The sequence below is a fragment of the Mariniflexile sp. AS56 genome (assembly GCF_030552475.1).
Lineage (GTDB): Bacteria > Bacteroidota > Bacteroidia > Flavobacteriales > Flavobacteriaceae > Mariniflexile.
Genome location: NZ_JAUPED010000014.1, coordinates 73,971 through 95,786, shown reverse-complemented (window position 1 = coordinate 95,786; position 21,816 = coordinate 73,971). Strand labels below are relative to the sequence as shown.

At 32.9% G+C, this 21,816-nt stretch carries 19 protein-coding genes, 1 other RNA gene and 1 pseudogene; 11 read left to right on the top strand and 10 right to left on the bottom strand.

The window, feature by feature from the left end; translation table 11 throughout:
- Window positions 1–3,332 (bottom strand): annotated as a pseudogene (locus Q5N74_RS15535) (hypothetical protein); the annotation flags it as partial.
- A 37-nt stretch (window positions 3,333–3,369) separates the two neighbouring features.
- Entirely contained in the window at window positions 3,370–3,870 is a 501-nt protein-coding gene (locus Q5N74_RS15530) for a hypothetical protein (protein ID WP_304389898.1), read from the bottom strand.
- A 478-nt stretch (window positions 3,871–4,348) separates the two neighbouring features.
- On the opposite strand from Q5N74_RS15530, the gene Q5N74_RS15525 reads away from it, so the two are divergent.
- The 4 genes from Q5N74_RS15525 to Q5N74_RS15510 all read left to right on the top strand — a co-directional run bounded on the left by Q5N74_RS15525 (window position 4,349) and on the right by Q5N74_RS15510 (window position 8,572).
- Window positions 4,349–4,837 carry a histidine phosphatase family protein gene (locus Q5N74_RS15525; protein ID WP_304389897.1) on the top strand — a complete coding sequence of 163 codons (489 nt, stop codon included), beginning with the start codon at window positions 4,349–4,351 and terminating at the stop codon, window positions 4,835–4,837.
- 138 nt (window positions 4,838–4,975) lie between these two features.
- Window positions 4,976–7,039: a polyphosphate kinase 1 gene (gene ppk1, locus Q5N74_RS15520; RefSeq protein WP_304389896.1), complete on the top strand. Its 2,064-nt coding sequence runs from the start codon at window positions 4,976–4,978 to the stop codon at window positions 7,037–7,039.
- A gap of 1 nt (window position 7,040) precedes the next feature.
- Window positions 7,041–7,946: a Ppx/GppA phosphatase family protein gene (locus Q5N74_RS15515; protein WP_304389894.1), complete on the top strand. Its 906-nt coding sequence runs from the start codon at window positions 7,041–7,043 to the stop codon at window positions 7,944–7,946.
- Window positions 7,947–8,047: 101 nt separating this feature from the next.
- The gene (locus Q5N74_RS15510; protein WP_304389893.1) at window positions 8,048–8,572 is read left to right on the top strand and encodes a porin family protein; all 525 of its coding nucleotides are present in this window, start codon (window positions 8,048–8,050) and stop codon (window positions 8,570–8,572) included.
- On the opposite strand, the gene Q5N74_RS15505 is transcribed toward Q5N74_RS15510, so the two are convergent.
- From Q5N74_RS15505 to dnaX, 3 genes are read right to left on the bottom strand one after another with little or no spacing between them, the layout of a single operon-like run.
- A complete protein-coding gene (locus Q5N74_RS15505; RefSeq protein WP_304389892.1) occupies window positions 8,569–9,150 on the bottom strand; it encodes a tRNA-(ms[2]io[6]A)-hydroxylase in 582 nt (193 codons plus the stop codon). The two genes, Q5N74_RS15510 and Q5N74_RS15505, sit on opposite strands and share 4 nt — an antisense overlap.
- Window positions 9,151–9,162: 12 nt before the next feature.
- On the bottom strand, window positions 9,163–9,720 hold the full coding sequence (locus Q5N74_RS15500) for a hypothetical protein (protein ID WP_304389891.1): 558 nt from the start codon (window positions 9,718–9,720) through the stop codon (window positions 9,163–9,165).
- Window positions 9,721–9,730: 10 nt separating this feature from the next.
- Complete coding sequence (gene dnaX, locus Q5N74_RS15495) at window positions 9,731–11,443, bottom strand: DNA polymerase III subunit gamma/tau (RefSeq protein ID WP_304389890.1); 1,713 nt, start codon at window positions 11,441–11,443, stop codon at window positions 9,731–9,733.
- Between the two features lie 220 nt (window positions 11,444–11,663).
- On the opposite strand from dnaX, the gene Q5N74_RS15490 reads away from it, so the two are divergent.
- A complete protein-coding gene (locus Q5N74_RS15490; RefSeq protein WP_304389889.1) occupies window positions 11,664–12,587 on the top strand; it encodes a hypothetical protein in 924 nt (307 codons plus the stop codon).
- A 250-nt stretch (window positions 12,588–12,837) separates the two neighbouring features.
- Window positions 12,838–13,177, top strand: an RNA gene (gene rnpB, locus Q5N74_RS15485) — RNase P RNA component class A.
- Window positions 13,178–13,244: 67 nt separating this feature from the next.
- Here the strand turns inward: rnpB and Q5N74_RS15480 are convergent.
- The 5 genes from Q5N74_RS15480 to Q5N74_RS15460 all read right to left on the bottom strand — a co-directional run bounded on the left by Q5N74_RS15480 (window position 13,245) and on the right by Q5N74_RS15460 (window position 16,788).
- Window positions 13,245–13,991, bottom strand: coding sequence for a hypothetical protein (locus tag Q5N74_RS15480; RefSeq protein ID WP_304389888.1), 747 nt, complete (start codon window positions 13,989–13,991; stop codon window positions 13,245–13,247).
- A 27-nt stretch (window positions 13,992–14,018) separates the two neighbouring features.
- Complete coding sequence (locus Q5N74_RS15475; RefSeq protein ID WP_304389887.1) at window positions 14,019–14,534, bottom strand: nuclear transport factor 2 family protein; 516 nt, start codon at window positions 14,532–14,534, stop codon at window positions 14,019–14,021.
- Between the two features lie 172 nt (window positions 14,535–14,706).
- Complete coding sequence (gene rsmD, locus Q5N74_RS15470; protein WP_304389886.1) at window positions 14,707–15,246, bottom strand: 16S rRNA (guanine(966)-N(2))-methyltransferase RsmD; 540 nt, start codon at window positions 15,244–15,246, stop codon at window positions 14,707–14,709.
- Window positions 15,246–16,103 carry a DUF3822 family protein gene (locus Q5N74_RS15465; RefSeq protein ID WP_304389884.1) on the bottom strand — a complete coding sequence of 286 codons (858 nt, stop codon included), beginning with the start codon at window positions 16,101–16,103 and terminating at the stop codon, window positions 15,246–15,248. The genes rsmD and Q5N74_RS15465 overlap by 1 nt, the downstream gene beginning before the upstream one ends.
- The gene (locus tag Q5N74_RS15460) at window positions 16,051–16,788 is read right to left on the bottom strand and encodes a hypothetical protein (RefSeq protein WP_304389883.1); all 738 of its coding nucleotides are present in this window, start codon (window positions 16,786–16,788) and stop codon (window positions 16,051–16,053) included. Before Q5N74_RS15460 ends, Q5N74_RS15465 begins: the two co-directional genes overlap by 53 nt.
- Before the next feature lie 128 nt (window positions 16,789–16,916).
- Between Q5N74_RS15460 and Q5N74_RS15455 the strand changes: the two genes are divergently transcribed.
- The 5 genes from Q5N74_RS15455 to Q5N74_RS15435 all read left to right on the top strand — a co-directional run bounded on the left by Q5N74_RS15455 (window position 16,917) and on the right by Q5N74_RS15435 (window position 21,702).
- On the top strand, window positions 16,917–18,344 hold the full coding sequence (locus Q5N74_RS15455) for an ATP-dependent RecD-like DNA helicase (RefSeq protein WP_304389882.1): 1,428 nt from the start codon (window positions 16,917–16,919) through the stop codon (window positions 18,342–18,344).
- Between the two features lie 243 nt (window positions 18,345–18,587).
- Window positions 18,588–19,316 (top strand): 3-deoxy-manno-octulosonate cytidylyltransferase, encoded by a 729-nt coding sequence (kdsB, locus tag Q5N74_RS15450; protein ID WP_304389881.1) that lies wholly within the window; start codon window positions 18,588–18,590, stop codon window positions 19,314–19,316.
- Entirely contained in the window at window positions 19,307–20,011 is a 705-nt protein-coding gene (locus Q5N74_RS15445; protein ID WP_304389880.1) for an HAD family hydrolase, read from the top strand. The genes kdsB and Q5N74_RS15445 overlap by 10 nt, the downstream gene beginning before the upstream one ends.
- A 58-nt stretch (window positions 20,012–20,069) precedes the next feature.
- Window positions 20,070–21,152: an iron-containing alcohol dehydrogenase family protein gene (locus Q5N74_RS15440; protein WP_304389878.1), complete on the top strand. Its 1,083-nt coding sequence runs from the start codon at window positions 20,070–20,072 to the stop codon at window positions 21,150–21,152.
- Between the two features lies 1 nt (window position 21,153).
- A complete protein-coding gene (locus tag Q5N74_RS15435) occupies window positions 21,154–21,702 on the top strand; it encodes a 1-acyl-sn-glycerol-3-phosphate acyltransferase (RefSeq protein WP_304389876.1) in 549 nt (182 codons plus the stop codon).
- Window positions 21,703–21,816: the final 114 nt, after the last annotated feature.

Here is a 21,816-nt window from a genome sequence, read left to right as displayed (position 1 = left end):
TAGGTTAAAGACCAAGCACAATCATCGCCAGTTAAATCTGTATTAATAAGGTTTACTGTAACATCAGCACCACAGTTGTCAGAATAATTAGCAGCCACATTGGTTGCATTAAAAGGATAATCAGTTTGAGCATTAGCAGCACATACATCTACATCAGTAACACCACTTGGTGCTGTTCCTGTAGGTGCGGTTTGATCGCTACCCGTATGTGTTATTGTTTGATTTTCTAATTTATTACCACAAGTATCAACAACTTCGAAAGTATAAGTTAAAGACCAAGAACAGTCATCACCAGTTAAATCTGTATTGATTAGGTTTACTGTTACATCAGCACTACAATTATCAGAATAATTAGCAGCAGTTGTTGTTGCATTAAAAGGATAATCTGTTTGTGCATTAGCAGCACATACATCTACATCGCTAACACCAGTTGGTGCTGTTCCCGTTGGAGCAGTGGTATCTTGAACAGTTATTGTTTGTTCTGCTGTTGCGGTATTCCCACAACCATCGGTAATAGTAAACGTTCTTGAAACAACTAGTGGGCAAGTAGAACTTGGAGTAATAACATCAACATAAGTTATGTTCTCAATTGTTTCATCATCAGAAGCTGTATAACCAGAAGCAACATAGGTCTCTTTAATATCAGAAGATTGCGTTGAACTATAGGCATATCTTGAAGTTAAAGCAGTTATATCATTTTCATCACATCCTTCAACAGAAATAGTAGCAGGAGCCGTTATTTTTGGATCTTCACCATAGACGGTTACTTTAATAGGAACTCTTGTTTCACTAATACAAGAATTCGAAATACCTTCCGCTACATAATAAATGGTTTCTCCTGCCGTATTTGTAGACGGTACAATAGATGTTTGGGCAGCGGTTGACGGGTTGTTATCAACGTAATAATATAATGTGTATTCTGATGGTGACGTAGGTGTGTCACTTGGGGTTGCTGTTAAAGCACTTGCGGTTTCATTTAAACAATAGGTAATATCTTGAACTGTTGGCACAGAGGTTATATTAGATACATTTATTGTAAATTCATAATAACAAGTAGTAGATCCAGGAGGAATAGCATAATAAACAAATGTTCCTGAGGTAGAAGGAAATGGGTTTGAACTATTATATTCTACAGTAGAATCTGTTTTGGGATATTCGTTGTAAAACTTAGAACCTGCTGGAAAACTGGCGCTAACTTGTGATGTTTGGATGGGTGTTGAACCGTTATTACAAAAATGAAAGTCACGTATATGTGTATAGCTTCCACAATTAGCCGCAACATAGTCATCTGAATCTATATTTATTATACTAGGTGTTGGAATAGGGTCCCCAATACATGATCCAGATGTTTCATATCCTTGAATTAATGGACGATCAAAATCGGTTTTAGATGTTGCTCCAGTACCAGTTATATTTCCATTTAACGAAATATTTGGGGTACAGTTTGGGTTTACCAAAAGAGAACAGTCTGTTGTTGCAGTTAAAGTAAAACTAATATCGGCTAAAACATCATCAGGGTTTGCTGGAACCGGTAAGGTGCCAAGGTCCCAAATAATAGAGCCAGTTGCTCCTGCATTTGGATCATAGTATGGCAGTGTGCTAGTTGAGTATGGAGCATAAATATTATAAGTAATACTTAGTTCTTCATATGATGATGTGTAAGGTACAGGAATTGTAATAATTGTATTATTAGTAGCTTCCGTTCCTCTATTTTTTATTTCTATTTTGTAATCGGCACTTTCACCAGGGAATAAGGTGTCTGGAGCAGTACCACTAGTATTAATATTTGTTGTAGTTATTACACCTTCTGCTTCTGGTATATAAGCGTCAACTGCTAGCGTAACATTAAAAATGATATAAGAATCTATGGTTGTACCGTATTGAAAACGTGTTTCAGTCTGATTATTACCAATAAGAGCATTATTTGTATTATCAATATTAAACATACTAATATCTAATCCGGTATTGTTAATTAGATTTGGATTCCTATTATTAGTCCCTGTTATTATTGAAGAATTAAAAAAGTTATTTGTAGTATTTCCTGAATGACTTAGTGGTATCCATGCATCATTTCCGGCATTTCTAATATTAAAAAAATCACCTCCATAAAAATTGTCACCTTCACCAGCCATGAGTCCTAATTTGACATTAACATCTCCACTTTGAACGGCTTTAAATCCAGAGATAGGCAATTCATGACTAATAGTGGTGGCATTTGTAACAAAAGCATGTCCGTCAAATACGGTTATATCACGCCATTTCATTTTAGAATTCTCGTAAACAATTACCATACCCCAGCCACCAAAGTAGCCAATATCACCTCCATTACCTTCTCGTAAAGCCATATCGGCCACAAAATAATTACCTAATCCATTAGTTTTTACATAATCAGTAACTTCTGCATACGCTGAATACATATCTCGATCTTCCCATAATGTACGAAAGAAAATATTATCTGTTTCGGCCGTTAGTTGCGTGTAAGTAGAGGCTGTTGGTCCTTTAATAGATATTTTACGCTTATCAAAAGTTTTAGAATAGCCACTTAACAAAGCGAAAGAATGATTTACAGTGTTGCTTTCATCTTCAGTAGTGTCTTTATCTCTTTGTAAAGCACTAATTATAAATTGATTGTTTCCAGAACCAAAAGAAATAGGAGTAAATGAAATGGTTACGCTATCGCTATCAGGCTTATTTGCTGATAAAACTTGGTTACTTGGATAAATCCAATTTGTACCACCATCGATTGAATATCTTACTTGGTAACTATCGGAATTTAAAGATTCGAAAATAATTGCTGGTTCAGTACTTGAGGTAAATGTAAATCTAGGGTAATAATTATTATCGACACCTTGCCTAGTGATATTCATTAAATAATTGGTCTCATCGACGGTATTAGAATCTCCAATCACGAAATTATTATTATACACATCAAAAGTCATCGCAGATCCTGCACGCCCAGACCAATATAAACCCGCATAGATGATATTTGTACAGTCTGTATTTGCTCCATTTTCCTCAGAAAAGGTTAATTCAGCCATTGATGAATTGATAGTATTTACATCATCATCAATATCAACGTATTGCATATCTTTTCCCCCATTATGTTCATTATTACTATAATTAACTAAGGTTAAATTGGTATTTCCCATCATAGTAAAATCACCTTTTACACTGTAATTTGTTTTACTAGGTGTATACTGTGACGTTCTAGGGGAAAAGGGAACTCTAACCTGTGAATAGCCCTTAAAAAAGAATAATGCTAGTACAAACAACACAAAAAGAGTTTTTGAATTTGTATGAGTCATTAAATTAGTAGTGTATAGTTTCTTCATTTCTTAATTAGTTATAATTTAGACTAATATGTTTTAGCTATGATGGGTTAACGTTTTCGAAATAAACAGTTATTTCAGGATTTACATTTCTTATGAATGCTCTTATTTGACTTTTTCTACATTTGAAATAAGATATTATATAAATATGACTTAAATTATTAAAATCTGAAATGGTAGAAAAGTCGATAGAACTATTTAAATCTGACACCTCATTAAGTTGAATTTTAATAATTTGTACTTTATTGAATAAAGTGTTTTTTGTTTTTAGGATATTTAATGAGCTAGCGTCATAAGTCTTTAATACCAAAGGGTTTTGAGAACCTGTCACCTTTAAGACACTATTATTTTTAACATAAATAGTGGCCTTTAAACTGTATAATAATTGAGTAGGTATTGTTTTAGCATTATTTCCGCTATTGATAATAGACCCATTTTTTATTTCAAATATTTTGGTTTCCTGTGCACTTACTTCTGTTACTGAAAGCAAAGAAATACAAAACAAAAAAATGTATAACGTTAAAGATGATTTATGTATCATAGCTTAATATGTTTTTTTAATAATAAAATATAATTATAGACAATAAAAAACGACTTAATAGTCAATTCATTAAAGCCTAATGTTGATTATTGATAAAAATAATAATAAAGTTTTTGAGGGAAAAAACAATGAGGGAGAAACATGGCATAACAATGCCTTATTTATATGTGAAATTAGATTTGGGGTCATAAGTTTCATTTTTATAGGTTCCACAAATAAACGTATAAGCTTAAAATATGTCAAAATAATGTGCTAAATCACTTATAAATTCGTTTAAAAGCTTCTAAAAACCTTTAATCGCTTTAATAGGTTACTCATCGGCTATTACTTTCAATGTTCTAATTTCTCGGTATTTATATGTTTTTTTCAATAATCACCCTTTTTGTCATTTTAATTATTACTTTTATAATGCTAAAATAGTGAATTTCATCGACAAAAACAGCTTTATATCGACATAATTTGCACTTAATCGACTATTATGAAAAATTTAATTTTAATAAGACACGCTAAATCATCATGGCAATATGATGTTATCGATCATGAAAGACCATTGAACGAAAAAGGTATTCAAGATGCGCATATGGTTTCTTCCCATTTGGCTTTAAAAAAAATGAATATAGATACGGTTTTATGTAGTGATGCTGTACGAACCAAAACAACAGCTGACATTTTCTTTAAAAACCTTAAAATAGATCAATCCCTCATGAAGTTAGATGATGAATTATATGATTTTTCAGGAAATAACCTTATACGTGTTATTAAAAGGTGTCCCGATTCAGTGAATCATTTAATGATTTTTTGCCATAATCATGCTATTACATCTTTTGTTAATACTTATGGAGATAAATACATTGAGAATGTTCCAACTTGTGGCGTAGTTTCCATCGAGTTTGCTATTGAGAATTGGAAAGAATTAACCAAAGGAAAAACTGTAAGTACTTTATTTCCAAGAGATTTAAGAGAGTAATACCTTATTCTTAATAAAGCAGTCTACATGTTTAAAGGAGATATGTAGCAAAAAGCCTGCTTAATCCGTAACTTTAAAGCTAATTATTAAGCTTAAATAGAATATATTTGTGAAAGTAATATCACTTCAATTACCCGTATGACAAAAACAGAAATTCACTCAAATCGCTATATAAATAGAGAAATAAGCTGGTTACAATTTAACGCAAGAGTCTTGCAGGAAGCTTCAGATGAACGCGTTCCTTTAATAGAAAGATTACGTTTTTTAGGTATTTTTTCTAATAATTTAGATGAATTTTTTCAAGTGCGATATGCTACCGTAAAACGTATTGTAGATGCTGGTAAAGGTGGGAAAAACGAGCTAGGTGGTATTAAAGCGAATGAGTTGCTAGATATTATTACTCAAATAGTTATTAAGCAACAAAGTGAAAGTTTAGATGTTTTAGAGTGCATTCAAAAAAAATTAGAGGCTGAAAATATCTATGTTATCGATGAAAATCAAATAGATAGCTCTCAGCACGATTTTATAAAAAGGTATTTCATTCGAAAAGTAAGTCCGGCATTAGTGACCATCATTTTAAATGATCTGGTTGTACTTCCAAATTTAAAAGATAGTGCTGCTTATTTGGCTGTTAAAATGGTTATGTCAGATAACACCAAACAATTTGCACTTATAGAAATACCAAAATCCATCAATCGATTTGTTGAGTTACCAAAACAAGGTGACAAAAATTTTATAATCATGATCGACGATTTACTTCGTCATTGTTTGGGCTACATCTTCAATATTTTTGAATACAAAACAGTTTCCGCTCACATGATAAAAATTACTCGCGATGGTGAGTTGGATTTTGAAAGTGATTTAAGTAAAAGTTTTATTGAAAAAATATCCGATAGTGTAAAAGACAGACAAATTGGCGATCCTGTGCGTTTTGTTTATGATAAAAATATAGACCGAGATACCTTAGAATATTTAATGTCTAAAATGGGTATTGATGACACGGATAGTATTATTCCTGGTGGTCGTTACCATAACAGGCGCGATTACATGAGTTTTCCTAGTTTAGGACGGGCCGATTTACTTTATAATAAAATCGAAGCGCTACCCATTAAAGGTTTAAGTTTAGAAACCAGTATTTTTAAAGCGATAGAGGATAAAGATTATTTGCTATATGCACCTTATCAAACATTCTCATACGTTGTTAAGTTTTTAAGAGAAGCCGCTTTAGATCCTAAAGTAAAAACTTTAAAAATTACTATTTACCGTTTAGCTCAAATCTCACACATTGCCAGTTCCCTTATTAATGCTGCCATTAACGGGAAATCTGTAACCGTATCTATAGAGCTTCAAGCGCGTTTTGATGAGCAAGCAAATATAGATTATGCGCAACAAATGGAGGAAGAAGGCATTAATCTTGTTTTCGGGGTGAAAGGCCTGAAAGTACATAGTAAAATGTGTGTTATAGAGCGTGAAGAAGGCAAAAAACTAGTGCGTTATGGTTTTATAAGTACGGGGAATTTTAATGAGTCTACCGCCAATATTTATACAGATTATACGCTTTTCACTGCAGACCAACGCATCTTAAAAGACGTTAATAAAATATTCAGTTTTTTTGAAACCAACTATAAAATTTTCAGGTATAAACATTTAATAACATCGCCACATTATACAAAAAAGACTATATTTAAATTAATTGACGCTGAAATTCAAAGTGTTAAGAATGGAGGAGAAGGACTTATTCGACTGAAAATGAATAGTATATCTAGTTATAATATGGTTGATAAACTGTATGAAGCTAGTAACGCCGGCGTTAAAATTGAAATGATTGTGCGAGGTATATGCTGTTTAATACCAGGAGTACCAGGGATGAGTGAAAACATTGAAGTTATTAGTGTGGTCGATAAATTTTTAGAACACTCTAGAGTTTATATCTTCGGTAATAATGGCGACCCTAAAGTCTATATTTCGTCGGCCGATTGGATGACGCGAAACATTGAAAATAGGGTGGAAGTAAGTTGTCCTATTTATGACAGTTCAGTAAAACAAGAAATTATAGAAACATTCAATATTTGTTGGAGCGATAATGTGAAGGCACGTTTATTAAATGAGTCTCAGAAAAATGAATATAAAATAGATAATAAAGAAGAAGTAAGATCTCAATTTGCCACTTACAATTATTATTTAAAAAAATTAGAAAATTAGTATGCTATCAATTAAAAAATATGCTGCAATCGATATAGGTTCCAACGCCGTTAGGTTGCTTATTTCAAACATAATAGAACAAAAAGGAAAGCCGGTTCAATTTAAAAAGAACTCGTTAGTTCGTGTGCCTATTCGTTTGGGAGCAGATGTATTTGTTAATAATAAAATTTCTAAAGAGAACACCCAGCGTTTATTGGATACCATGCTTGCTTTTAAGCTCCTCATGAAATCGCATAAGGTTGTAAAATATAAAGCATGTGCAACATCGGCAATGCGCGAATCGACTAACGGGAAGCAGGTGGTTAATTTAATTTTAAATAATTCAGATATTAGTATTGATATTATTGAAGGTGAAGAAGAGGCTGCTATTATTGCTGCAACAGATTTAAACTCATACATCGACCCAAGTAAAACTTATTTATATGTAGATGTGGGTGGAGGAAGTACGGAATTCACCATCATTCACGAAGGCATTCAAACTGCATCACGCTCTTTCAAAATAGGAACAGTTCGTTTGTTAAACGATATGGTTTCTAAAGAAGCATGGCAAGAATTAGAACAATGGATCAAAATACACACCAGTGAATATGATAAAATTTCCGTTTTAGGTTCTGGTGGAAACATTAATAAAATTTTCAAAATATCTGGAAAGGCTATGGGGAAACCTTTAACCTATTTCTATTTAACATCGTACTATAACTTGCTTCAAAGCTATTCGTATGAAGAACGTATTACCGAGTTAGACTTAAACCAAGATAGGGCAGACGTTATTATTCCCGCCATGCGTATTTATTTGTCTTCCATGAAATGGAGTGGTGCTAAAAATATTTACGTTCCGAAAATAGGACTGGCAGATGGTATTATAAAAAGTATCTATTATCAAACTGTTTCTAGTAATACACAGTAAAATTTTACCGTTTGGCTTTTATAATTGCACGGTTTTAGTTTTATAATATATATTCGTACATAATAAATTGCTAAGATTTATAACCCAAACCTAATTTACTTATGAAAAAAATATTATTAACATTACTACTTGGTTGTTCTATTTACGGATTTTCTCAAGATGTAAAATACGGTATTAGAGGTGGTTACAATATATCAAATTTAGATTTTGATATTGAAGCCCCTATGTTGAACAAACACAGAAATAGTATTTATATTGGTTTTTTTGGAGACATTCGTTTCTCTAAAACCGTTGCTTTAGTACCTGAATTACAGTTCTCTGCGGAAGGTGCCAGAGTAGAAGCATGGCAATTAGATTATATTCAAGCACCTATATTATTCAAATTTCAAATAAGTGAGAAGTACCGTTTTGCTCTTGGTCCGCAAGTAGGATTGAAAGTGAATAAGGTAGATGATGGTGTTAAAAATTTGGCCTATTCTGCGGTCGCTGGTTTAGAATATAAAATATCACATATGCTTTTTGCAGATATTAGATATACTTACGGTGTCACCAACGTATTTGATGATTATTTACCATACGAAGCAAAAAACACAAACGTACAAATAGGTGTAGGTTATAAATTTTAACCGTGTATAGTCTGGCTTGTTCCTAAGTTAGCTATAATCTCAGCCTCATATTCTAGAAGTTGTTGCCATTTGGTGTCAACTTCTTTTTTTTCGCCATATTGGCGTGCAAAGCCCAAAAACATAGTGTAATGGTTGGCTTCACTTACCATCAAGTTTCTATAAAAAACAGCTAATTCTTGATCTTCCAATTCTTCAGATAGTAACCTGAAACGTTCACAGCTTCGAGCTTCAATTAAAGCCGCGTAAAGCAAGCGGTGTACCAACTGCGTGGTTCTGCTGCCACCTTTAGGGAAAAATTTAAGTAATTCAATCACATAATCATCACGACGGTCACGGCCTAAAACCCAACCACGTTTAATAATAATGTCGTGTACCATTTTAAAATGACTAATTTCTTCTTTTACCAAAGCCGTCATTTCTTGAACCAAATCGGTGTATTCCGGGAAGCTTACTATAAGTGAAATAGCTGTACTCGTAGCTTTTTGTTCGCAAAAAGCATGATCGGTTAATATCTCTTCTATATTTTTTTCAACAATATTAACCCATCGTGGGTCTGTTGGTAATTTAAGTCCTAGCATAATTAATTCGTTTTAACCTTCAATGTCCTGTACCACAAAAGTGCCATCACTGTTAATTATCATTTCACTTAAATAATAATTATCTGTTTCAGGTTGTGTGTACATTATATAAATACTTGCTTGATCTGCGGTTAGTGCTTCGTTATCATTTATCCAAACACCCGCCAAAGTAGCTATTTCAAAATAGTCTTTTAGTTCGTTATTGTATTTTAAAGAAAAGGTCTTGTTTATAGATTCTGAAAGAATTTTTTCATCATTTTTATAAACTGTTATTTCCGAAATAAAATCTCTATAAAAATGTTTGTGGGTTATAGTGTCTACTTTAAAGCGGTTTAAAACACTACTTTCCATATTGGCATAGGTTTTAATTTTCACTTTAAAACCGTTACTTAAAATAGTATCTGTTAGGGTTTCAGAATACGTTTCAGGAAAGTTTTTTACAATTTCTAAAGCACCAATGGAGTCTTTAAATTTTTCGACCGATGTTTTTAAAGTGTCCTTTTTAGTTTTTCCTCCGTTGCAATTTAACACGGCTAAACTAATTAATAAAATAGCAAGTAACTTATTCATTTGTAGTTATTTAAATATCCAAATCAAAAGTCTTTCTTAAAAGATCTATATTAGGGTTTTTATCTTTAAGTTTCTCAAATTTATCAAGATCGGTGTAAGCATATTTCTTTTCCATTTCCTCGTTTACAGAGATAGATAAACTAATATCAAAATTACTAAGCGATTTTCGAATATAGAACATCAGGTCGTATTGGTTACGATCTAGTTCTATTTTATTGGTCGCATTGGGGTACTCTAAATAAACCACAGTACCTTTTACTTTTGGCCTATCAATCGATAAAATAGAAGCTAAATTATGCTTCCCATCTTTTTGAAGAATAACAATAAACTCGTTCCAGACTTTTATTAAATCGTCTTCTGTGAATGGTTCTGTTGGTAGGTTTTCTTCGTCTACCACCACATCCATTTGTTTTATTTGGTGTTCTCTTTTTAGTTTTAAACTTTTTAAAGAAAGCCCAGAAGCCCGTTTAGAACCTTGGTTTAATTCTATTTTTACGGGTTGATTCGCCTGTGATGCCGTGGAAGCTGTAGGTGTTACCGCTTTAGCTTCAACAGCTACTGCTTGTGTGTTTGTTTTATTTGGAAGTGTTACTGGTACTGGTTTAACGCCTTTCTTCTGAAAGTAAGAAGCCGGTATTATGAAGTGCCTAGAATTTTTTTTTTCTCCATCAAAAGTGATAGAGGCAAGTTGCATAAGGCATAACTCAATGAGCAATCGTTGGTTTTTACTGCTTTTATATTTCAAATCACATTCATTAGCGAGATTAATACCTTGAAGTAAAAAATCTTGCGATGCTTTTTTCGATTGGTCTAAATATTTCTGTTTGGTTTCGTCGCCTACTTCCAGTAATTCGATTGTTTCTGGTGTTTTACTTACTAGTAGGTCTCTAAAGTGAGATGCTAAACCAGCAATAAAATGGTGGCCATCAAAACCTTTAGAAAGGGTTCTATTAAATTGAAGTAGTAAATCTGGTATTTTATTCTCTAAAATAAAATCGGTGCTTTCAAAATAGGTTTCGTAATCTAATACATTTAAATTCTCGGTAACCGCTTGTCTGGTTAGGTCTTTACCCGAAAAACTAACCACACGGTCGAAAATAGACAAAGCATCACGCATAGCACCATCTGCTTTTTGGGCAATGATGTGAAGCGCATCGTCTTCAGCATTAATTCCTTGTTCTTCGGCAATGTATTTTAAATACTCTTTCGCATCTTTTACCGTAATACGTTTAAAGTCGAAAATTTGACAACGCGATAAAATAGTGGGTATAATTTTATGCTTTTCGGTAGTTGCAAGAATAAAAATACAGTGTTTTGGTGGCTCTTCTAATGTTTTTAAAAAGGCATTAAAAGCGGCTTGAGATAGCATGTGTACCTCATCGATAATATACACTTTATATTTACCAACTTGAGGCGGAATACGAACTTGATCAGTTAAACTTCTAATATCGTCAACCGAGTTATTGGACGCCGCATCGAGTTCGAAAATATTGAATGCAAAATCCTCATCGCCTGTTTCTGAGCCATCACTATTAATCATTTTAGACAAAATACGGGCGCAGGTAGTTTTACCAACACCACGAGGCCCTGTAAATAATAGGGCTTGTGCTAAATGATTGTTCTCAATGGCATTAAGTAACGTATTTGTAATAGCCTGCTGACCCACAACATCTTTAAACGTTTGGGGTCTGTATTTTCTAGCCGATACTACAAAGTGTTCCATGGATATTCTTAAAGTAACAAAGTTAAAAATTCCAATAAGAATTATGAATTATGAAATGAAAATTTAGAAGGAGTTATTAACAAAAACAATGTTAATATTGAAATATGTTTTTTGTTTAGTTTGTAGAAAAAATCAACTAAATTCGATATCAATTGATAAAGTTCATTAAAAGAAAGTTATCTTTAGTTTGTAATCCAATAGTTAACTCTGAATTAAATTTATGATTTTAAATTTATGCGATATTATAAGTGAAACTATTCATAAACCTTTGTTTCATAACTTTTATAATATAGCTGATGAACTTAAATATAATCAAACTTTCACCTCAATTGATTTAATTGAAGATAGCCAGATTGCTATTGAGGAATTTGAAAATATTGATACAAATGGTATTGGAGGCAGAAGCACCCTTTTAATATATGGGATTTTACAATCACTATTTGTTCAACAAGATGGACTTTATCATTTGTATAAATGTATAGTTGATTTTAAAGTTAAGCAAAAAGACTTTTTTGACTTATTTTCTTTTGATCATGAAATAAGGGAAGTTCGAAATGATATTGCAGGTCATCCCACGAATAGGAAAAAATCGGAGTACTATTTTATTGAAAAAGGAGTTATGTCAAAGTATAAATTCACATATGTAGGATATACACCTCAATTTAGAAAAGTGAATGTTGATTTGAAAACATTTATTTCCAATCAATATAATTTTACAAAAAGAGTACTTCTGTTTATACAATATGACATCGATAAAAAGATTAAAATGAAAAAAGAAGAGCATAAAAGTAAAAAACTTCAAGAAATGATATTTGGTGTTGATAGAAATAGACAATTAATTTATAGAGGGATTAGGGATGAAGTCAGAAGTTTTCAAGGACAATTAGGAATATCCGAAATAAAAAAATCAATTGAAGAAATTAAAATGGAACTAAATTCACGGTATAATGAAAATTTACCAGATGGAGTTTACGAGTCATTTAGATTAATCTATTATATAATTCAACGGCTAGATGGATGGCAAAAAGAAAACGAACTTTTAGGAAATGATGACGCCGAAATTTTTCTTGATAGTCTTTGTAAACAGTTAGGGCAACTTGGACAAATTTTGAAGGAAATTGACCTGGAATTTGAAGATAGTTGAAATAAATAGGAAAACTTACTTTAGGAAACACCCGCGTTAGGGATAGCAGCGGCATCCTTTTTAAAACTTTAATAGAGCAAAAGGAGGGAAGTACTGAAATTTAGTAGATAGCCACGTCCTTCGTTCTCGCTATAACGTTTTAAAAAGATATAGCGTATAGCCCGACCCCTTGTGGGTAACGCCCCCATTTTATTAATTATTTTAGGGCAAGTAATTAGGTTTTTGATTAGGTAGTGTTGTATTTTTGCGGCAAGTAAATCGCCTTATCGCTTTCCGTTTATCGGAAGGAGGAAAGTCCGAACACCGTAGTGCAACATAGTGGCTAATAACCACCAGTCGTGAGGCTAGGAAAAGTGCAACAGAAAGTATGTACAGGTCATGCTGTAGTGAAACCAGGTAAACTCTATGTGGTGCAATGTCATGTATACCAACGTTTGAGGGCGGCACGCTCGATTGTTGGAGGGTAGACAGCTAAAGTGTATTGGTAACAATGCACACAGATAAATGATAAGGGTGTTTTAAGTTTGTTTGGAGTTTTCTTTAAATGGATTTAGGACATACAGAATTCGGCTTATAGATTTACTTAAGCATTAATAAGCCCTCCTTTAACTATTAAAGAAGGGCTTATTTCCTTTATAAAATAAATGGTTGGCTATTCTATTTAGGACTATATGCTAAATCTGGTCGCATTTCACCGGAGTATTCTTCAAAGCGGCTTGCGTAACTTAGTACTTTATTAAACGTTTCCCAGCGATCTGGACCTAAAATGGCTTCGTTGGCTTTCGATTTTGTGGCGCCATCAATTTCATCTTTTGCCGATACGGTTACGAGATAAAAATTTTCTGGACAGCCAAAACCGCTGCGGTATATGCGGTAATCTTCTTTAGATTTTTTACTTATGTATAAGTCTTTTACGGCTTTCATACCTTCACGAACTTTTTCGGCGTTTTGTGGTGTAAAATAAATGTAGAACCACTTGCGGTAATTTTGACCTTCTTGGGTTGTGGTAATGCCATTGGGCATATAGGTTAAATCTTCAACCAATGTTATAATATAGTCGTTATGGGTATCGTAACAGGAGTCGAATTTTTTAAACATCTCACTAAATTTATCGCCCATTTTTTTTGCCATGTCTGTAAATGGACGCTTATCAATATCTGCAAAATTATCTATGGGTGTTATGTAGATATATTTGAGGTCGTTGGTGGTGGCAGTTGCCCAAGAGGTTTGCACGTTGTGGGTTACACAGGCTTCGTTAAACTCTTTGGCTATTTTCTCGTAGGCCATAAGTTTAGATGGCTTTACATTGTCTTGGTGTATTAAGTATTTCTGTTGCGCGTTGGAAAATGATACCGACATACAAAGTAAAAGTACTAATAATAGACTCGATTTTATTGTTTTCATATCTGATTATAGTTTGGTTAGTATGTATTATTCTTCTAGAGATGCCATGTCTTCATCCATTTTACTAGCTTCAATTTCTTGTAGTGCTAGAAGAACTTCAGATGGATCCCAATAACCGTATTGCTCTACAATTTTACCATCTACAAATTGTGCGGTTAAATGCACGGGAATGGATAATTCTTTAGAGTTGGCAGCTAAGGTTCCGTGCCAGTAGCCCCAAAAATTCACCCATTTTTTTCCTTCATCATCAATAACCATTTCATAAATTTGGCCGTCTTTAGCAAATGCGCGTTGGCTATAAGCAACGTCGTTTCTTTTGTGATATTCAACGACTTCACTTGGGTTTAATTTAGCTCTGTTAAAGTTAATTCTAGAAGAATCGGCGTGGTGACTTATTAGTGTTTCATAGTTTTTAGTGTTGTAAGCATCAATACTAGCTTTTAGGGTTTCAATTTCGGGCGAAGATTGTGTGTAGCGTTCGGTTTGGTCTTTACAAGAAGTAAAAAGGACTACAGTAAATAGAAGTAATACAAGTTTTCTCATTGGTTATGGTTTTTAATTAAGTTTTAATTAAACCATAAAATAAGTGCGTTTATAATTACTTGAAAGCCTCAAGCACTCATACACTTTAAGTAATTGATAGATACAGGGAACTATCTTAAGGAGAACTCTAAGGTACTGAAAAAAAAGGAATTAAGAGTATTTATTTTAATATTTAAACAATTTCGAAGAAACTAAACATGTTACCACCATAACTTTTAGAGTAGCTAAAATGCGGTAATTTAGATAAATCGGTATGCTTGGAGTGCTCTACAATTAGTAAACCATCTTCAAGTAATAAGTTGTTTTTAAATACCAATTCTGGGATTTTTGCAAAAGCGTCGACTGTGAAGTTGTACGGTGGGTCGGCAAAAATGATATTTCCTTGTAATTTGGTTTTTTCTAAAAAAGTGAACACATCACTTTTTATAGTTTGTATGGGCATTTTAAATTCGGTAGCCGTTTTATTAATAAACTTGATGCAACCAAAGTCTTGATCGACACAGGTAATTTGCTCAGTACCTCTAGAAGCAAATTCATAGCTTATATTGCCCGATCCTGCAAAAAGGTCTATTACGGTTAACTCGTTAAAGTAAAAGTTGTTATTGATGATGTTAAACAAGGACTCCTTAGCCATATCGGTGGTAGGACGCACCGGTAAGTTTTTGGGTGCAACAATTTTTCTACTTTTATATATTCCTGAAATAATGCGCATTAAAAACTTTTTATTAAGGTGAAATTTGAATAATTATATTTTGGTGTTTCAAGGTACTCGTACGTTTCATTTCTGTTTCCAAAACTCACGTTTCTAATGTATTTATACGCTATGGCATATAAAGCATCCTGTTTTGAGACATCGCCAATAAACACTAAATTAAATGTTTCTGGGTTTAGGTTTAGTTGCTCGGTAGCAAATAAAATGTAATAGATAAAATCTTCGGGTGCATTATACTCGAAAGTATTGTATAGTATCAATTTCGCATTATCCACTATAATAGTTTCAAAATGGTTCTTATTAATATTTACATACACTTTGGGTGTACTCGCGTTTTTTTCTAGATGCAGTATTTCTTCAATTAAAACGGTTGAAACATGCTTGAAGGTAAAGGCGCCAAATTGGTCGTAAATAAAGTTGTTAATGTTAATGTAGGGCACATAAACGTTTACGCTATCATTTATAACAATATCATCATGAGCAATAAAGTCTGATACTAAAATTTTAGAATTAAACTTTAAATAATCGGCAATACAATCTTCGTTAAATAGGGGCTTAGGTACTAATGTGGAAAGCTCGTTACCATGAATAATGGTAATAGCTTCATAGGTGTTTTGAGTAACACTTTCGGTATTGAAAAGGTGTTTTAATTGATCTAGAACTTCTATAGGATTTAGTTTTTTTTCAAAACTAACTTCCTTTAAACTCATAATAGTATGCGTATCTCTTTGTAGGATACAAAAAGAAAGTCCACTCAAACTTATTTGAATGGACAATTCTAGATTATTTTGTGTGTTAAAAGTTTTATTCGTTTGCGCCATAAGTTTTTGGCCAGTTCCCAATAGTTTTAACTTCATTCATAGATCCTACTCTTAAAGCATCACCATTAACGCCATCAACAGAGATTACTTGGTTTTCTTGGATAACCATGTCACGATCTTGATCGAATAAAAGCACGTCTTTTTTAACCGAAGCTTCAAATACAGGAATGTTAATATCGTTTTGTTTTAATAAACCAGCTTGTAATTGGAATTTTTCTCCAGGTTTCCCAACAGGAACGTTCATCATGGTTTTATAACGTGTAGAGTTTTTGAATAATGAATCTTTAACAGGTACATATCCTAAAGTATCAATTTCTACAACATCTTTATAAGTATCTACACCGAAACGTTTAGACATTTCAACATCTAAAACACTAGCATCTTTACGTTGAATAATTGTGAATTGAGCAGATTCGATAAATTTAACTAATTCGTCAAAGCTATCAGTAAACTTACCATTTACTTGTTTGTAAGCTAATTCAGAATCTCTAATATCTATTAAATTCTTAATTACCTTTTCATAACGCTTATTCTTTTCTTGGTTAAATAAGATAGGCGTATATATCGACATATATGTCTGGTAGCCTAAAAAAGCAATCAATACCCAAAGTCCTATATGTAATACAGGTTTGAACTTAGACGGGATGTATTTATCAACTAACTTAACCAAGCCAATTGTAAGCAGTATAGCTGCAACAGCAATAAGAATAAATTTCAACATAATCGTTTTTTAATTTAAATAGTTTATTAAAGGTCTTTCGCAAATCTACAATTTTTTTTTAATCGTAAAAATCTATTATAGGTAAAAATCATTTCTATCTTTGAATAATTTAAAATTTGTCAGCATTAATGACTTCACCAGAATTCTATTCCCTTATAAAACAGCAGTTTCCGTTTGAACCGACTCTAAAACAAAATCTTGTTTTACAGCAATTAGCTGAATTTATTTTTAGTGAAGCCCCAAATAGGCTTTATTTACTAAAAGGCTACGCTGGTACTGGTAAAACCACGATAGTTGGTACTATTGTGAACAATTTATGGAAGGCAAAAAAGAGCGCCGTCCTAATGGCACCAACGGGTCGAGCGGCAAAAGTGATCTCTAATTATTCCGGAAAAGAAGCATTTACCATTCATAAAAAAATCTATTTTCCTAAAAAAGAAAAGGGTGGAGGCGTATCGTTTGTTTTGCAACCCAATAAACATAAAAACACCATTTTTATTGTAGATGAAGCCTCGATGATACCAGATACGCCTGGAGATTCAAAATTATTTGAAAACGGATCGTTATTGGACGATTTAATGCAATATGTATACTCTGGGCATCAATGTAAACTCTTATTAATAGGGGATACCGCTCAATTACCGCCAGTGAAGCTAGATTTAAGTCCGGCGTTAGATGAAAACACGCTGGCTTTAAATTACAATAAGGAAGTTACTAGAATGGAACTAGACGAAGTTGTAAGGCAAGGACAAGAATCTGGCATACTTGCCAATGCCACGGTGTTACGTGAAGCTTTATCTTATGGTGCAAATGATGCCTTTAAATTCGATTTAGCGCAGTTTAAAGATATTGTGAGGTTGATTGATGGTTACGAGATTATGGACGCTATTAACGACTCGTACAGTGATTTAGGGAACGAAGAAACCGCGATTATTGTTCGTAGTAATAAACGTGCCAATTTATACAACCAACAAATAAGAAATCGGATTCTTTTTAATGAAAGTGAATTATCTTCTGGCGATTATTTAATGGTGGTTAAGAATAACTATTTTTGGATTAAACCAACAACCGAGGCTGGTTTTATAGCCAATGGTGATATTATTGAAGTACTTGAAATTTTTAGTATAACAGAATTGTATGGGTTTCGCTTCGCGGAAGTAAAAGTACGCATGGTCGATTACCCGAAAATGCCCACTTTTGAAACGGTATTACTTTTAGATACCATAGAATCTGAAACGCCATCACTATCCTATGAAGATTCCAACAGGTTATACCAGGAAGTTATGAAAGATTTTGAAAGTGAAACGAGCAAGTATAAAAAGTTTTTAAAAGTGAAGGCTAGTAAGCATTTTAATGCCTTACAAGTAAAGTTCTCCTATGCGATAACCTGCCACAAATCGCAAGGTGGACAATGGAATACCGTATTTGTAGAACAACCTTATTTACCAAACGGTATCGATAAGGAATATTTACGCTGGCTTTATACGGCAGTTACCAGAGCTAAGGATAAGTTATATCTTATTGGTTTTACAGACGATTTTTTTGAACAAGCTTAACTTAGAGTTGCAGTCACGGTTTTCAGAATTATAAAGACCTCATTAGGGTTGAAGGTAAACGATAACCTAATGATAAAATATTAATTATATTTGAATGCCTATAGGTGTCATGACAATAAAATTAGAAAAGTTAATTATTAGTATTAGATATTTTACTGATTTTGAACGAGCTATAAAGTTTACATTTAGTAAAATTAAATACCACTAAAATTTATTCTATTTTTGATGCACAATTTAAAGAAGATGAAAATAATTTCAATGATTCCCGCACGTTATAGTGCATCACGCTTTCCAGGAAAACTAATGCAAGATTTGGAAGGTAAATCGGTTATTGTACGTACCTACGAGGCGACTGTAAACACGCAATTATTTGATGATGTTTTAGTAGTTACCGATAGCGCTATTATTTATGATGAAGTTATAAATAATGGAGGTAAAGCCATGATGAGTAAAAAGGAACACGAATGTGGAAGTGATAGAATTGCTGAAGCCGTGGAATCTTTAGATATTGACATTGTAATTAATGTGCAAGGTGATGAGCCTTTTACAGATAAGGAATCCTTAGAAAAACTCATAGCTGTTTTTAAAGACGACCATGATAAAAACATCGATTTGGCTTCTTTAATGGTGCATATTACGAATGAAGAGGAAATAAATAACCCAAATACCGTTAAGGTGGTGGTGGACCAGTCCCAGTTTGCGCTGTATTTTTCTAGAAGCCCCATTCCGTATCCAAGAGATAAAAATGTGGGTGTGCGCTATTTTAAACATAAAGGCGTGTATGCTTTTAGAAAAGAAGCCTTGTTAGATTTTTACCGTTTGCCTATGCAGACTTTAGAAGCTTCAGAAAAACTAGAACAGCTACGCTATTTAGAATACGGCAAACGTATTAAAATGGTAGAGACTACCGTAGAAGGTGTAGAAATTGATACGCCAGAAGATTTAGAACGCGCTAAAAAAGCATGGAAATAGATTATAAAAACATAAAAGTAATTGGTTTTGATGCCGATGATACGCTTTGGGTTAACGAAACTTATTTTCGTGAAGCCGAGGTAGCCTTTGGTAACTTACTATCGGAATACGAAACCTTAAACAAAATAGACCAAGAACTCTATAAAAAGGAAATTGATAATTTACCCTTGTATGGCTATGGTGTAAAAGCCTTTATTTTATCAATGGTAGAAAGTGGTTTAGAGCAATCAAATTATAATATTTCAACAAAAAGTATTGAAGCTATATTGAATATAGGGAAAGATATGCTTAATAAACCAGTAGAATTATTGGATGGTGTTGAAGATGTTTTAAAAATATTGTCAAAAAAATACCGACTCATTTTAGCCACAAAAGGAGATTTGTTAGACCAAGAGCGTAAGCTAGAAAAGTCTGGTTTAACCAAATACTTTCATCACATCGAAGTTTTAAGTGATAAACAAGAAGTAAATTATTGTAAATTATTAAACCATCTGGATATTAAACCTTCAGAGTTTTTAATGATAGGTAATTCTTTAAAATCGGATGTGTTGCCCTTAGTAAACATAAAAGCCCATGCCATACATGTGCCTTTTCATACCACATGGGCGCACGAACAGGTTACCGAAAAAGAAACCAACGGTAAAGCTTATAAAACGATTAGTAGTATAAAAGAAGTCGTGAAATTAATAAATTAATTAAGGAGTAAAATTAAAATTGTAGTATTTTTACTTTTTGAAAAAGAAAACATATTAAATGAGTTATAAAAACTTTCCAATGGTGTCAAAAGTTGTTTTTGGCAGAGGTAGTTTCAACCAGTTAAGTGAAATTTTAGCCCCAAAGCGCTTAAATATGAGTGCTCCATTTATTTATTTAATAGATGATGTGTTCGTGAATAATTCTTGGTTAACATCACGAATTCAGCTTTCTTATGACGATAGAATCATTTTTGTTTCTACGAAAGAAGAGCCAAAAACATGGCAAGTAGATGCTATAGTTGAAGATATTATACTAACTACAAAAGAATTGCCTTCAGGTATTATTGGTATTGGTGGCGGTTCGGTTTTAGATTTAGCAAAAGCCGTATCCATCATGCTTACTAATGAAGGTGAAGCAAAAGATTATCAAGGTTGGGATTTGGTAAAACAACCTGCTTTATACCATGTTGGGATTCCTACCATTTCTGGAACAGGTGCCGAGGTATCTAGAACAACTGTGCTTTTAGGTCCGGATAAAAAACTAGGTATTAATTCAGATTTCACACCTTTCGATCAAGTTATATTAGACTCAGAACTTACTAAAGATGTGCCTACAGAACAATGGTTCTACACAGGAATGGATTGTTATATTCATTGTATAGAGTCTTTAAAAGGCACTTATTTAAACACATTTAGTGAGACATATGGTACCATGGCTTTAGAGTTGTGTAAAGAAATATTTTTAGACAATAATTTAACCAAAGAAGAATCTGAAGAAAAACTGATGATGGCTTCATGGCATGGTGGTATGAGCATTGCATACTCTCAAGTAGGTGTTGCACATGCAATGAGTTATCCATTAGCCTATTTATTAGGTATTAAACATGGTGTTGGAAATTGCATTGTTTTCGATCATTTAGAAGAGTTTTACCCAGAAGGCGTAAAGCTTTTTAAAGCCATGAAAGAAAAACACAACATCACGTTACCACAGGGTGTTTGTGCCGATTTAAGTGATGCCGATTTCGATAAAATGGCAACAATCGCTTTAAACTTAGTCCCACTTTGGGAAAATGCTTTAGGTAAAAATTGGAAACAAATTATAACGCCTAAAAAGTTAAAAGAACTTTATCAAAAAATGTAATATGCAATGGTTAGCCAAACTTATTTATTTTAAAGTTTTAGGGTGGAAAGTCGTTGGCAACACCAATTTATCAGCACATTCTATTAAGAAGGCCGTCATTATAGCCGCACCCCATACTAGCTGGATAGATTTCCCTATTAGTGTTTTACTACGTAGTGTATTGCAGGTTAAAGTGCATTTTGTTGGAAAAAAAGAACTATTCATATTTCCTTTTGGTTACTTTTTTAAAGCTTTAGGAGGCGCTCCAATTAATAGAAGTTCAAGTGAAAACAAAGTAGATGCTATTGTGAAACTTTTTAATGAAAAAGAAGAGTTCAGAATGGCATTATCACCAGAAGGTACTCGAAAAAAAGTAACACAATGGCGAACAGGCTTTTATTATATTGCAAAAAAAGCAAATGTGCCTATCATCATGTTTACGTTCGATTTTGAAAATAAACAAAACAAAATATCAGAACCTTTTTATCCTACTGATGATATGAAAGCCGATTTTGAATTTATGCATCAGTTCTTCGATGGCGTAAAAGGAAAAGTCCCTGAATACTCCTAAATAAAATAATATTTTATTACTTCTAAAATATTCCTTTTTAATAATTATCTTTAAGTTATTAGACTCTTTATAAGGGAGATATACTGCTTAATTAAATTAATGACTCTTCAATTG

Bases quoted from the DNA above. Each gene is read 5' to 3' on its own strand.
- Q5N74_RS15530 (WP_304389898.1), bottom strand. From the start codon at position 3,870: ATGATACATAAATCATCTTTAACGTTATACATTTTTTTGTTTTGTATT.
- Q5N74_RS15525 (WP_304389897.1), top strand. From the start codon at position 4,349: ATGAAAAATTTAATTTTAATAAGACACGCTAAATCATCATGGCAATAT.
- ppk1 (WP_304389896.1), top strand. From the start codon at position 4,976: ATGACAAAAACAGAAATTCACTCAAATCGCTATATAAATAGAGAAATA.
- Q5N74_RS15515 (WP_304389894.1), top strand. From the start codon at position 7,041: ATGCTATCAATTAAAAAATATGCTGCAATCGATATAGGTTCCAACGCC.
- Q5N74_RS15510 (WP_304389893.1), top strand. From the start codon at position 8,048: ATGAAAAAAATATTATTAACATTACTACTTGGTTGTTCTATTTACGGA.
- Q5N74_RS15505 (WP_304389892.1), bottom strand. From the start codon at position 9,150: ATGCTAGGACTTAAATTACCAACAGACCCACGATGGGTTAATATTGTT.
- Q5N74_RS15500 (WP_304389891.1), bottom strand. From the start codon at position 9,720: ATGAATAAGTTACTTGCTATTTTATTAATTAGTTTAGCCGTGTTAAAT.
- dnaX (WP_304389890.1), bottom strand. From the start codon at position 11,443: ATGGAACACTTTGTAGTATCGGCTAGAAAATACAGACCCCAAACGTTT.
- Q5N74_RS15490 (WP_304389889.1), top strand. From the start codon at position 11,664: ATGATTTTAAATTTATGCGATATTATAAGTGAAACTATTCATAAACCT.
- Q5N74_RS15480 (WP_304389888.1), bottom strand. From the start codon at position 13,991: ATGAAAACAATAAAATCGAGTCTATTATTAGTACTTTTACTTTGTATG.
- Q5N74_RS15475 (WP_304389887.1), bottom strand. From the start codon at position 14,534: ATGAGAAAACTTGTATTACTTCTATTTACTGTAGTCCTTTTTACTTCT.
- rsmD (WP_304389886.1), bottom strand. From the start codon at position 15,246: ATGCGCATTATTTCAGGAATATATAAAAGTAGAAAAATTGTTGCACCC.
- Q5N74_RS15465 (WP_304389884.1), bottom strand. From the start codon at position 16,103: ATGAAGTTAAAACTATTGGGAACTGGCCAAAAACTTATGGCGCAAACG.
- Q5N74_RS15460 (WP_304389883.1), bottom strand. From the start codon at position 16,788: ATGTTGAAATTTATTCTTATTGCTGTTGCAGCTATACTGCTTACAATT.
- Q5N74_RS15455 (WP_304389882.1), top strand. From the start codon at position 16,917: ATGACTTCACCAGAATTCTATTCCCTTATAAAACAGCAGTTTCCGTTT.
- kdsB (WP_304389881.1), top strand. From the start codon at position 18,588: ATGAAAATAATTTCAATGATTCCCGCACGTTATAGTGCATCACGCTTT.
- Q5N74_RS15445 (WP_304389880.1), top strand. From the start codon at position 19,307: ATGGAAATAGATTATAAAAACATAAAAGTAATTGGTTTTGATGCCGAT.
- Q5N74_RS15440 (WP_304389878.1), top strand. From the start codon at position 20,070: ATGAGTTATAAAAACTTTCCAATGGTGTCAAAAGTTGTTTTTGGCAGA.
- Q5N74_RS15435 (WP_304389876.1), top strand. From the start codon at position 21,154: ATGCAATGGTTAGCCAAACTTATTTATTTTAAAGTTTTAGGGTGGAAA.